The sequence below is a fragment of the Geodermatophilus aquaeductus genome (genome assembly GCF_900182545.1).
Lineage (GTDB): Bacteria > Actinomycetota > Actinomycetes > Mycobacteriales > Geodermatophilaceae > Geodermatophilus > Geodermatophilus aquaeductus.
Map to the genome: position 1 here is coordinate 75,933 of NZ_FXTJ01000007.1, position 12,334 is coordinate 88,266.

9 protein-coding genes are annotated in these 12,334 nt (G+C 74.6%); 3 read left to right on the forward strand and 6 right to left on the reverse strand.

Translation table 11 applies throughout. The features are described from left to right. Positions 1 to 58 precede the first annotated feature (58 nt). Both FN207_RS17175 and FN207_RS17180 read right to left on the reverse strand, forming a co-directional pair. Entirely contained in the window at positions 59 to 337 is a 279-nt protein-coding gene (locus FN207_RS17175; RefSeq protein WP_110909580.1) for an antibiotic biosynthesis monooxygenase family protein, read from the reverse strand. 84 nt (positions 338 to 421) lie between these two features. Continuing rightward, a complete protein-coding gene (locus FN207_RS17180) occupies positions 422 to 1,276 on the reverse strand; it encodes a hypothetical protein (protein WP_142459698.1) in 855 nt (284 codons plus the stop codon). A 271-nt stretch (positions 1,277 to 1,547) separates the two neighbouring features. Here FN207_RS17180 and FN207_RS17185 point away from each other — a divergent pair, with 271 nt between their 5' ends. Beyond that, on the forward strand, positions 1,548 to 3,386 hold the full coding sequence (locus FN207_RS17185; protein ID WP_142459699.1) for a serine/threonine-protein kinase: 1,839 nt from the start codon (positions 1,548 to 1,550) through the stop codon (positions 3,384 to 3,386). A gap of 90 nt (positions 3,387 to 3,476) precedes the next feature. Here FN207_RS17185 and FN207_RS17190 read toward each other — a convergent pair whose 3' ends face one another. Beyond that, positions 3,477 to 4,322 (reverse strand): protein kinase domain-containing protein, encoded by an 846-nt coding sequence (locus FN207_RS17190; RefSeq protein ID WP_142459700.1) that lies wholly within the window; start codon positions 4,320 to 4,322, stop codon positions 3,477 to 3,479. A gap of 253 nt (positions 4,323 to 4,575) precedes the next feature. Here FN207_RS17190 and FN207_RS17195 point away from each other — a divergent pair, with 253 nt between their 5' ends. After that, positions 4,576 to 6,687, forward strand: a complete 2,112-nt coding sequence (locus tag FN207_RS17195; protein ID WP_221888256.1) for a cation:proton antiporter — start codon at positions 4,576 to 4,578, stop codon at positions 6,685 to 6,687. 359 nt (positions 6,688 to 7,046) lie between these two features. Here the strand turns inward: FN207_RS17195 and FN207_RS17200 are convergent, their stop codons facing one another. The 3 genes from FN207_RS17200 to FN207_RS17210 are packed head-to-tail and all read right to left on the reverse strand — an operon-like array spanning position 7,047 to position 10,583. Further along, complete coding sequence (locus FN207_RS17200) at positions 7,047 to 8,546, reverse strand: FHA domain-containing protein (protein ID WP_142459701.1); 1,500 nt, start codon at positions 8,544 to 8,546, stop codon at positions 7,047 to 7,049. Further along, positions 8,546 to 8,980: a hypothetical protein gene (locus FN207_RS17205; RefSeq protein WP_110909584.1), complete on the reverse strand. Its 435-nt coding sequence runs from the start codon at positions 8,978 to 8,980 to the stop codon at positions 8,546 to 8,548. Before FN207_RS17205 ends, FN207_RS17200 begins: the two co-directional genes overlap by 1 nt. 55 nt (positions 8,981 to 9,035) lie before the next feature. Then, complete coding sequence (locus FN207_RS17210) at positions 9,036 to 10,583, reverse strand: FAD/NAD(P)-binding protein (protein ID WP_142459702.1); 1,548 nt, start codon at positions 10,581 to 10,583, stop codon at positions 9,036 to 9,038. A 152-nt stretch (positions 10,584 to 10,735) separates the two neighbouring features. On the opposite strand from FN207_RS17210, the gene FN207_RS26710 reads away from it, so the two are divergent. Beyond that, positions 10,736 to 12,331 carry a serine/threonine-protein kinase gene (locus tag FN207_RS26710; RefSeq protein ID WP_221888257.1) on the forward strand — a complete coding sequence of 532 codons (1,596 nt, stop codon included), beginning with the start codon at positions 10,736 to 10,738 and terminating at the stop codon, positions 12,329 to 12,331. Positions 12,332 to 12,334 lie beyond the last annotated feature (3 nt).

Sequence of the window (12,334 nt, forward strand, 5' to 3'; positions counted from 1 at the left end):
CGCGAAGGCTACGCATCCGGCGGCGCCGTGGCCGGGCGATCGCCGGGCACGCGCCGGGTCAGCCCACCGGGAGGTAGGCGCCGGGCTCGTCGAGGGCGTGCACCCACACCGGCGCGCCCGCCACCTTCACCTCCGCGGCCGACAGCGCGCGGCGGTAGGCGCCGACGCCGTCCCAGCGGGTGACCAGCGCCCACAGCGTCGGGTCGTCGGCGCAGCGCCCGGACTCCCCGCCGAGGCAGCCGGGCCGGGCGGCCAGCGCCGCCAGCAGTCCGTCGACGGCGGTCGCGACCTCGGCCGCCTCGCTCTCGGGCACGCGCAACCGGGTCACCGCGAACACCGGCCCATCGTGCCGCAGTCACGGGGCGGAGACGCCGACGGCCGGCCCCCGCGGGTGCGGGGACCGGCCGTCGGAGGGGGTGCGTCAGCCGAAGTTGCAGACCGTCAGGTCCTGGCCGACCCACACCTCCACGCTCTGGGTGGTGCCGTCCTCGAGGGTCAGCTCGAAGGTGGCGACGTCGACGGAGTTCGCCGCGTCGTACTCGACGCTGACCAGGCCGCCCTCGGCGATCGTCTGGCCGCCCAGGATCTGGCTGTAGAAGTACAGCGTCAGGTACTCCTCGGGGCCGTACTCCGTGTTGGCCGAACCCTGCTGCGCCGCGGACTGCAGCTCGGCGCAGGACAGGCCGTAGGCGGTCGCGAAGTCGAAGTCGTACACCGCCTGGACCCACGCGAGCGCGAGGTCGGAGGAGCCGGGGATCTGGCCGGTGTCGGCACCGCCGGTGTCGTCGCCCATCGGCGTCCCGCCGCCGGTGCTGCCACCGCCGGTGCTGCCGCCGCCGGTGCTCCCGCCGCCGGTGCCGGGCGTGCCCGCGCCGCCGGGGACCGAGACCGGGCCACCCATGTCCATCCCCATGCCGGAGCCGGACCCCGTGTCCGAACCGGTGTCCGACCCGGTGTCGGAGCTGTCCGCCGAGGTGGACGTGGAGGTGGAGGTCTGCTGCGCCGCGGGGGTCGGGTCGTCGTCCCCGCGCAGGAGGAAGAACAGCAGCACGCCGACGCCGGCCGCCACCACGACGATCGCGGTGATGACCCACGGCAGGACGCTCTTCTTCCGGGGCGGCTGGCCGTAGCCGCCGGGACCGAAGCCGGGGCCACCGCCCGGGCCGAAGCCGGGCGCGCCGTAGCCGCCGGGGGCTCCGTACTGGCCGGGCGCACCGTACTGACCGGGCTGCGCGTACTGACCGGGCGCGCCGTACTGGCCGGGGGGCTGACTCATCTGCTTCTTCCGTTCGTGTGGACGGGCGCTGGGGGCCCGCGAGCGAGAGCAAGATAGGGAGCACCCGCCGTCTCGCCTACCGGTTCGTGCGCGGCAGTTCCGCGGACCGGTCACAGGTCGGTCACGGCCCGGCACCCGGTGCCGCGCCCGCGGACGAGCCGCGGCCGGGACGCTGGTCGGGACGCACACCCGTCCCTACACTCCGCCGACGACCCGCACCCGGCGCCGGCTCCGACGAGCGCCCGCGCTGCGGCACACGGAGGAACCACCGGTGGAGTTGCAACAGTTCGGCCCCTACCGCATCGAGGCCCTGCTCGGCCGCGGCGGGATGGGTGAGGTGTACCGCGCCTTCGACACCGAGCACGACCGCACGGTCGCGCTCAAGGTGCTGTCCGAGCACCTGGCCGCGGACAAGGGGTACCGCGAGCGCTTCCGGCGGGAGGCGCACCTGGCGGCCCGGCTCAACGAGCCGCACATCGTCCCGATCCACCGCTACGGCGAGATCGACGGCCGGCTCTTCCTCGACATGCGCCTGGTGCCCGGTCGCGACATCGCCGCGGTCCTCGCCGAGGAGGGGCCGATGAGCCCCCAGCGCGCGGTGTCGGTCGTCAGCCAGACCGCCCGCGCGCTCGACGCCGCGCACGCCGACGGCCTCGTGCACCGCGACGTGAAGCCCTCGAACGTGCTGCTGACCGGCACCGGCGACGACGAGTTCGTCTACCTCGTGGACTTCGGCATCGCCCGGTCGACCTCGGACGCCCAGGGCCCGGCGCTGACCCAGACCGGCGCCGCGCTCGGGTCCTTCGACTACATGGCCCCCGAGCGGTTCCTCGAGAAGTCGATCGACAAGCGGGTCGACGTCTACGCGCTGGCCTGCGTGCTCTTCGAGTGCCTCACCGGCCGCCGTCCGTTCACCGGCGACGGCCTGGCCACGCTGATGTACGCGCACCTCAACAACACCCCGCAGGCGCCGTCGGCGCTGCGGCCGGGGCTGCCGCGCGCGCTGGACGACGTCGTCGCCAAGGGCCTGGCGAAGGAGCCCGAGGAGCGCTACGCGACCTGCGGCGAGCTCGCCGCGGCCGCGCGGGCGGCGCTGACCTCGGCCGGGGTCGCGGTCCGCACGGAGGCCGCGCCGCCGACCTCGGTCACCCCGCTGCCGCCGCGCCCGCAGACCGTGGGCTTCTCCAATCCCGGCCCGGCCGGCACCTACGGCGCGCCGTCGTACGCGGGCGCCCCGGCCGCGCTCTACGGTTCGCCGTCGAACCCCGGCTACCCGACCGGCGGCTACGGGCCGCCGTCCAACCCGGGGCCGCCCACCGGCTACGGCCCGCCGTCCAACCCCGGCCCGCCCACCTACGGCCCGCCGTCCGACCCCGGGCCGCCCACCGGCTACCGGCCGCCGACCGGTCCGGCGTTCCCGCCGCCGCCCGGCGGGTCCTCGGCCAGCGGCCAGGGCGGCGGCTCGAGCAAGCTGCCGTTCGTCATCGTCGGCACCGCCGTGGCGCTCATCGCGGTCGTGGTCGTGGTCATCGCCCTGGCCGGCGGCTTCAGCGGCAGCGAGGACGTCCGCGCCGACGACACCGACGTCTCCACGGGCGGCTCGAGCGGCGGCAGCTCCGGCGGCTCCTCGGGGGGCACCGACACCCCCGCCAACCCGGAGCAGACGCTGCTCGGCATCGTCCCCGGCGACTTCGACCCCGGCACCTGCACGACCGGGGACCCGGCCGGCGACGGCGACCTCGCGACCGTGGACTGCGGCGCTGCCGCCACGCAGCCGGGTCCGCAGGCGTCGTCGTTCTACCTCTACGAGGACGCCGGGGCCGTCAGCGAGGTCTTCCTCGCCGACATGGAGCGCGAGGGGGTCAGCCCCTTCTCCGGCCAGCCGGACTGCACCACCGGGCAGGGGTACGACGAGTACCGGATCAACGGCGTGACCGCCGGCCGGCTCGGCTGCTTCGTCGACGAGGACAACAACTCCTTCCTCTACTGGACGCAGGACGAGTTCGCCGCCGAGGGCATCGTCGCCATCCAGAACGGCGGCCAGGAGGGCCTGGCGACCCTCTACGAGTGGTGGACCGACAGCGCGCGCAGCGACTTCGTGGAGCGCTGAGGTCCCGGCACCGCGGTCCCCCGACACGACGAGGGCCCCGTCCCCACCGGCCGGTGGGGACGGGGCCCTCGTCGTACGGGCGCCGTCGGGTCAGGCGCGGGCGGCGCCCAGCGCGGCGTCGGCCAGCCGGTCGAGCCGCTCGGCGACCTGCAGGGCGGTGACCGGGCGCTGGCCGATCGGCGCGAGGCACTCGGAGACCAGCGCGGCCTCCTCGTCGGTCAGACCCGGGGCGATCGCCGGCTCGGCGCTCATCACCCGGCGGATGGCCAGCAGCGGCTCGCCGTCGGGCAGCTCGCCGTAGAGGCCGGTACCGGTGAGCGCCCGGTTGAGGGTGGCGCCCAGCGCGAAGACCTCGGTGGCGCGGGACGGCCGCTCGCCGCGCAGCAGGGCCGGGTCGAGGTACTCGACCGACGCCGCGCTGGCCATGCCGGTGAGCGTCACGCCCGGGGCCAGGTAGCGGGCCAGCCCGAGGTCGGAGAGCTTGCCGCCGTCCTCGGTGAGCAGGATGTTGGCCGGCTTGATGTCACCGTGGGTCAGCCCGGCCTCGTGCAGCGCGTGCGCGGCGTGCGCGGCGTGGGCCACCGCGCGCAGCACCTCGCCGCGGTTGAGCGGCCGCGCCGGGGCGGCCAGCGAACCGAGCGGGCAGTACTCCATCGCGTACAGGAAGCTGTCCTGCAGCACGGCGTCGTAGACCCTCACCAGGTACGGCGAGGCCACCTGCGCGAACGCGCGCAGCTCGCGCACGCCCCGCTCGTAGGCCTGCTCGCTGTGCGTGCCGGTGAAGACCTTGACCGCGACGTACTCGTCGGGCAGGCCCAGCCGCGCCGGCGGGCGGGCGAGGTAGAAGCGGCCGTTGTTGCCCTCGCCGAGCACACGGACCACCTGGTAGTCCGCGATGGTGGCAGGCGCCGCGCCCACCAGGCCGACGGCATCCATGCATGTCCTCCTGAGCTGTTCTCCCCCGGCCGTGCCGGGGACGCCGCCGGTGCGGCAGCGGCACAGTGTGCCGGGAGCCCTGCCGTCCGGGAAGCCGTTCGCGCCTGCCAAGTCCCGCGCTCGGAGGACCCCCGAGGTCGGCGGACCGCAGCTAGCATCCGCGCCCGGCGTTCCCCGGGTGCCCGGGTCCCGCCCGTCCCACCCACCTCCCGCGCGCTCCCACCTGGCGCGGACAGCAACGCCCGGAGACCCAGTGGAAGCGCGTCCCGTCGCAGAGATCATCGCCTACGTGTTCGTCGATCTCGCGGTGATCATGATCATCGCGAGGTTGATGGGCCGGCTGGCCGTCAAGGTCGGCCAGCCCGCCGTCGTCGGCGAGATCGTCGCCGGCATCCTGCTCGGCCCGACGCTGCTCGGCGCGCTGCCGGGAGACCTCGACCTGCTGCTGTTCCCCACCGACATCCGGCCGTTCCTCAACGTGCTGGCGCAGCTCGGCCTGGTCCTGTTCATGTTCCTGGTGGGCCTCGAGGTCGACATGTCCTTCATGCGCGGGCGGGAGAAGGTCGCCGTCTCGGTCTCGTTGGCCTCGATCCTGCTGCCGTTCTCGCTCGGCGTCCTGCTGGCGACCTACCTGCACACGCAGCACGACGTCTTCACCGAGGCCGACGGCAGCACCTCGACGATCCCCTTCCTCGGGTTCGCGCTGTTCCTCGGCGTGGCGATGTCCATCACCGCGTTCCCGGTCCTGGCGCGCATCCTGGCAGAGCGGCAGATGCACCGGATCCCCACCGGTGTGCTCGCCCTGGCCTGCGCCGCCGTCGACGACGTCCTCGCCTGGTGCCTGCTCGCCGTCGTCGTCGCGATCGTGGCCGCCTCCTCGTTCAGCGGCGTCGTGCTGATCCTGAGCCTGTCGGTGGCCTTCGCCCTGGTGATGTTCCTGGTCGTCAAGCCGCTGCTGCGCGTGCTCGTGACCCGCTACGAGCGGCTGGGGCAGCTCACCCCGGAGATGCTCGCCGGCGTCCTCATCGGCATCCTGATCAGCGCCTGGGTGGCCGAGGAGATCGGCATCCACTTCATCTTCGGCGCCTTCCTCTTCGGCGTCGTGATGCCGCGCAAGGGCGCCGCCCGGCTCAACCACGAGATCGTCGACCGGCTCGAGCAGGTCAGCGTGCTCCTGCTGCTGCCGGTCTTCTTCGTCATCACCGGGCTCAACGTCGACGTCGGCGCGATCGACCTCGCCGGCCTCGGTGAGCTCGGCCTGATCCTGCTGGTGGCCATCTCCGGCAAGTTCATCGGCGCCTACGCCGCCGCCCGGGCGATGCGGGTGCCCAAGCGGCAGTCCACCGCCCTCGCCACGCTGATGAACACCCGCGGCCTCACCGAGCTGGTCATCCTCAACATCGGCGTCCAGCAGGGCGTGCTCGACGGCGAGATGTTCACGCTCATGGTGATCATGGCGCTGGTCACGACCGGCATGGCGACGCCGCTGCTCAACGTCATCTACCCCAAGCGCATCCTGCAGCGCGACATCGCGGCGGCCGAGCGCGCGGAGCTGGGCCTCACCGACGCCTACACCGTCGTCGTCGTGGTGGACGACCTCGACCGCGACGCCGCCCTGGTCGACCTGGCCTGCGACCTCGTGGGCCGCGAGACGCCCGCCCAGGTCGTCGTCACGCGGGTCGTCCACCGCTCGCGGCCCAAGCCCGAGTGGGCCAGCGGCCTGGGCGCGGACCTGGAGCTGATGGCCACCGTGGCCGACGAGCTGCGGACGCTGGCCCGGCAGGTCGAGGCGCGGGGGCTCAAGGCCTCGGTCGCCTCCCGCTTCAGCGACGACCCGTGGGCCGAGGTCGCGGACCTAGCCGGCAGCAGCCAGGCCGACGTCGTCCTGGTCCGGAGCGGCTGGGGCATCGTCGAGGGCGCGCTGGCCGCTGACGGCTCCGGCACCCCGTGGCCGCCGTCGCTGCACGGGTCGGTCGTGACCGTCTCCGGCGAGCTCGGCGAGGCCGGCCTGCAGCCCGGCGGCCCGGTGGCCGTGGTGCAGGACGGCGACGCCGACGGGCGGGCGGCGCTGCGGCTGGCCGCGCACGCCGCCGTGGGCCGGCGGGTGCCGCTGCAGCTGCGGGCCGCCGAGGGGCGGCGGGGCGTCAAGCGCGGCGTCGCCGACTCGCTGCGCAAGGCGGGGGTGCAGATCGCCGCGGAGGCGGAGTCCCTGCCGGCCCTGCTGGTCGCCCCGGCCGGCGTGGGCACCGTCCCGGGCGCCGACGACCTGACGCCGATCCTGCTGGTGCACGCCGGCACGGCCGACACCGACCGCGACATGGACGAGACCCTCGCCGGCATCGCGGCCCGTCCCGGGGTGAGCTGACCTCTCCTCCCTGCAGGCCTGGAGCCCGCGTCCCGTTCGAGGGGACGCGGGCTCCGTCGTTCCCGGGCCCTGGTCCGCGCGCGAGGCTGCCGCCGGTGCTCTTCCTCCCCCGGGTCGCTCGTGCTCTGCCCCGCCTCCGTGGGCAGAGCGCGACCGTCCGAGACACCACCACCGGTCCGCTCTTCGTGCTCTGCCCCGCCTGCAGGGGCAGAGCACGACCGTCTGCCGGTGAGCTCGTGCTCTGCGCCCAACTGTGGGCAGAGCACGAGCGTCCGCGGGAGGTCCTCCCCGCCCCGGACACGCGACGGCGCCCGCCTCCCCAGATGGGGAGACGGGCGCCGCGGTGGTGCGGGGTGCGGTCAGAAACCGCCGTGCGGCGACTCGAAGGCGAACTGCCGGCCACCCATGCGGACGGCCATGCCCGGGGTCAACCGGACCGGCTGGTTCGGCACCAGCGACGACCAGCCCGGGGCCCCGCGCGGGGCGACGAGCGTGCCGTTGGCCGAGCCGGTGTCGACCAGGAGCACGTCCCAGCCCTCGAGCCGGATCTCGGCGTGGTGCCGGCTGACCCCGCCGGTCTGGTCGAGGACCAGCAGCGGCCGCAGCTGGCCGGAGGCGACCCGCTCGTCGGTCTCCGGCTCACGTCCGAGCAGGTAGTCCATGTCGAGGCTGACCGTCGCGCCGTCGTCGAAGACGAGCAGTCCGAGCGGCGGGCGCACGCCCTCGATCAGCACCGCCGTCTGCTGCGTGGTGCGGATGCCGCACAGCGCGCAGAAGCCGGCCCGCGGGTCGTTGAGGTGGCCGTTCTTGCAGAGGATGCCCTTGACCTTGGGACGGTCGTCCTCGGGCTCTGCCGCGGCGGGCGCCGAGGACGGCTCCGCGCCGGGGGTCGGCAGCGGCTCCCGGGCCGGCTCGGCCTCCGCCGGGCCGCCGAACAGCAGCGCCGACCTCTTCGGCGCCGGCAGCTCGACCGGCGCGGGCGCGGGTGCCGGCGGCTGGGCCGCGACCGGCGCGGGGGCCGGGTGCTCGTGACCGGCGTGGTCGTGCCCCGCGTGGTCGTGCCCCGCGTGGTCGTGACCGGCGGGCGCCGGGACGACCGGCGCTGGGGCCGCGGGCGCCGGGGGCTTGACCGTGGACAGCGGCACCCGGGCGTGCGGCGCCGGCAGCCGGACCTGCATCGTCGCCGCCGGCGTCGGGCCGGGCGCCGACGGCGCGGGAGCCGGGGAGAGCACCGCCGCGGCACCGGGGACCGCGCCGGCCTCGAGGTCGGCGAGCGGGTGCGGCGCGGTGTCGGCGGGCGAGCCGGCCGACAGGTGCAGCGCGGCCGGCGGCCAGGTGACGAAGCGGTCGAGCACGAGCGTGCCGTTGTCCAGCTTCTCCCCCTGCGCCGGCGTCAGCCGCAGGCCCAGGTCGGGCACCTCGGCGGTGCCGCCGCCGACGAGCACCAGCGTGAGCCCGTCCTCGGTCGCGGCGGTGACCGCGAACGACGGCGGGTCGGTGACGGTGCCGAGCCAGCTGCGCAGCTCCTCGTGCAGCCGGCGGCCCGGGGCGCGGGAGCCGGCCGCCGAGACGCGGCGGCAGAGCGCGACGAGCTCGCCGACGTGCGCGTCGCCGGCGGGCGCGGCCACCGGCGCGGCCGGGACCGGAGCGCTGCCCCAGCCGACCAGCGCCGGCTTGGCGGCGGGCGCAGCCGGACCGGTGGGCCGGTTGGTGACCCCGACGACGAGCAGCACGCCGGGCAGCCGGACGACGAGGTCGGGACCGGGGGCGACCCGGACGGCGACCTGGTCGAACGGCGGCACGGTGGCCGGGGCCCCGGTGGTGCCGGTCAGCGGCGCCGGAGGGGTGGCGGAGGACATCAGATGAGCCTCCCACCGTTGATCCGCCAGTGGATGAAGGGCACGCGCATCGGGCCGTTGGCCACCAGCCACACGATCAGCCAGGTGCTGACGAAGTGGATGGCGAAGGCCGGGCCGGGCAGCGAGTCGATCCACGGGATGGCGCCGCCGGCGAAGAGGAACCACACGAGCAGGCCCTCGGGGATGCCGGTGAGCAGGCCGAACAGCGTCGGCCAGTCCTTCTCCCACCGGAACTGCTGGATGCCGTGGTACAGGAACTCCCACAGCACGCCGAGCACCAGCACGACGAGCAGCACGGAGAAGGTGGCGCCGTAGGAGGCGGCCAGGGAGGCCCCGGTGGGCAGCACCGGGGTGATGATCAGGGTCCAGATCGAACCGACCACGGCCAGCAGGAAGATCCTGGTCTGGATGCGGCCGCTCAGGGTGGGCAGCACGGTGTCGTCTCTCTCGGTCGTCGCGGACGTCGGTGGTGGCTGGAGGGCGGGTCGGTCAGATCTGCTTGTTGCGGACCCACTTCCACCACTGGCTGGTCGACCGGCCCGGGCCGAGCTTCTGCGCGAAGCCCTGCGCGATCAGGTCGTCGGCGATCTCCTGGGCGGCGATCTGGAGGCCGAAGAAGGTGTCGACGCCGGGGAACGGGCCACCCAGCGTGGCGCTGCCGGAGGCGTAGATCTTGCCGCCGTTCTGCGCGCCGGTGACCTCGAAGTTGCGCTGCACGTCCAGCCGGCCGACGGGGTTGCGCTGGGCGTTGGAGTGGTCGAGCAGGTCGGCCAGCACGCGGTGCTCGCGGATGTCGGCCTCGAGGCCGGTGCAGTCGATGACGGCGTCGAAGGTGCCCGTGTGCGGACCCTGGTCGGGGGTGTTCACGGTGACCTCGACCAGGTCGCCGACCGGCTTCATCTCCTCGATGGAGCCGATCATCACGCGGTACCAGCCCTCGCGGCGGCCGCGCTGCAGCTGCTCCTTCCAGTCCCGCCGGACCGGGGTGTTGGTGCCGCCCATCTCCTTGTACAGGCGGGCCCGCTCCTCGCCCTCGCTCTTGCGGACCTGCTGCTTGAGCTGCCCGCCCCACACCGACTTCGGGTAGTTGAAGCCCTGGTAGGCCCAGCCGTCGGCGCCCTTGCGGCGCTTGAGGATGCCGGTGCCGTGCGGGCGGTCCACGTAGGTGCGGAACAGGTGCACGATCTGGGTCTGCAGGCCGCGCTGGTCGCGGTCGTCGATGAGCCGCTGCAGGACGCGGGAGGCCACGATGCCGCCGCCGCGGATGAGCACGGTCCCGGGGCGCTGGTGCAGCCGCTCGTAGACGTGCTCGTGCCGCTCGTAGGCGTTCACGACCTTGCTGTAGTCGTTGTGTTCGTTGCGGTACCGCTGCAGGTCGGGGAGGAACTTCAGGCCCGGGTAGCCGACGGCCACGTGCACCCACTGGCTGCGGTAGGCGATGCGCCGGGTCGGGGTGGCGCCCTCGGGCGGGGTCAGGATGGTGAAGTACCCGCCGCCCACGCGGCGCCGGACCATGCGGACCTGGCCGTTGACGACCATCTCCGGGTACCGGATCCGGTACATCTCCTTCTCCATCGACTCGAACGCGTGCCCGGCCCTGGGCGTGTAGTAGTTCGCGAAGATGGGCTCGACGAGGACGTTCCACGCCTGCTTGAGGTCGCCCTGCAGGGCCTCGCGGATGGCGTAGCTCGGGAAGCCCCAGATGTTGTCGGGGCACGACGAGGAGTCCGACCGCAGCCGCTCGCCGCGCGGGATCTGCGAGACCGTCGTCAGGTACTCGTAGCTCTCCCACGGCGTCTTCAGCGGGGTGAGCACCCGCATGGCGCTGGTCGGGACACCGCAGATGCGCAGGTAGTCCACGGTGACGAACGAGCCGATGCCGCCACCGAAGGTGACGAACGGGACGTCGACGACCGGGATGCCGGCCTCGGCGAGCATCTGGTCGGTCCAGAAGTCGCTGGCGATCAACTGGTCGTTGAGGTCGCCCGGCTGCGGCGGTGTCTGGGCGTGCTGGGGCGCGATGGTGCTCTCGCTCACGGGAGTGGATCCGTCCTCTGTCGGGGAGCCGTCACTGTCAGGTGGGCACGAGGGACTGTCAACGGATTCCGGCGCGGCTGCGCGAACCGTTGCCCGGGCTCCGGACGCCGTCCACCTGCCTACACTTCCGCCACTGCTGCGGGAGGCCACGGGTGGAGTTGCGACAGTTCGGTCCCTACCGGATCGAGGAGCTCATCGGCCGCGGCGGGATGGGCGAGGTCCACCGCGCGTTCGACACCGAGCACCAACGCACCGTGGCGCTCAAGGTCCTCGCCGAGGACCTCGCCGCCGACCGTGGCTACCGCGAGCGCTTCCGCCGCGAGGCGCACGCCGCCGCCCGGCTGTCGGACCCGCACGTCGTGCCGATCCACCGCTACGGCGAGATCGACGGCCGGCTGTTCCTCGACATGCGGCTGGTCAGCGGCCGCGACCTGGCCACCGTGCTCACCGAGGAGGGTCCCCTGTCCCCGGCCCGCGCGGTGTCGGTCGTCGGGCAGGTCGCCCGCGCCCTCGACGCCGCGCACGCCGAGGGGCTGGTGCACCGCGACGTCAAGCCGAGCAACGTGCTGGTCTGCTCGACGGCGGGTGACCCCGTCGACGACGACGAGTTCGTCTACCTGGTCGACTTCGGCATCGCCCGCTCGGTGATGGACGACGGCGGCACGACCGCGCTCACGCAGGCCGGCTCGGCGGTCGGGTCGTTCGACTACATGGCACCCGAGCGGTTCCTCGAGCAGCCGGCCGACGCGCGCACCGACGTCTACTCCCTGGCCTGCGTGCTCTTCGAGTGCCTGACCGGCCGGCGCCCGTTCGGGGCGCGGGACCTCGCGCCGCTGATGTGGGCGCACGTCAACGACACACCGCCGGCGGTGTCCTCGCTGCGCACCGGCGTGCCCTCCGCCCTCGACGAGGTGGTGGCGCGCGGGCTGGCCAAGGACCCGGCCGACCGCTTCGCCTCGGCCGGCGCGCTGGCGGCGGCCGCCCGCCGGGCACTCAGCTCCTCCGGGACGCCGCCCCGCCCCGTCCCGGCCGCTCCGTCGTCCGATCCGCGGCCGCTGCCGGGACCGGCCGGGGCCACCCGCCTCCCGCTCGCACCGCCGCCGCCACCCCCGCCCGCCGGCACCGGCCCGGGCGCCGTCGCGCCGCCGGCCGGCAGCCGCCGCTCGCGGCTGCCTGCCGTCCTGCTGACGACGGCGGCGCTGCTGGCCGCCGCCCTCGTCGCGGTCGTGCTGCTCGCGGGCGGCGGCGGGGAGGCGGCCGCGGACCCGCCGGCCCGGCCCACGGAGACCGCGCGGCACGACGACCTGCTGGCGCTCGTCCCGGCCGACTTCGACGCCGCCGGCTGCCGCCCCGCGCCCACGGCCGGCGACGGCGACGTCGCCGCCGCGGACTGCGGGCGGTCGGCCACCGAGGACGGGCCGCGGACGGCGCGGTTCTTCCTCTATCCCGACGGGAGGACCGCCGAGGCCGCGTTCACCGCCGACGTCGAGCGGCTGGCCCTGCCGCAGCTGGCCAACGGCGCCCGCTGCCCCGCGTCGCAGGGCTACCAGGACTGGACGCTGGAGAACGAGGTCAAGGGGCAGATCGCCTGCTACGTCGACGAGGAGAACACCGCCGTCCTCGTCTGGACCGAGACCGAGGACGCCGTCGAGGCCGTCGTCACGATCCGCAACGGCGGCACCGCCGGACTGGCCGCGCTGCGCGAGTGGTGGGACGACCCCGCCCTCTCCACGTTCGGCGAGGCCTGAGGC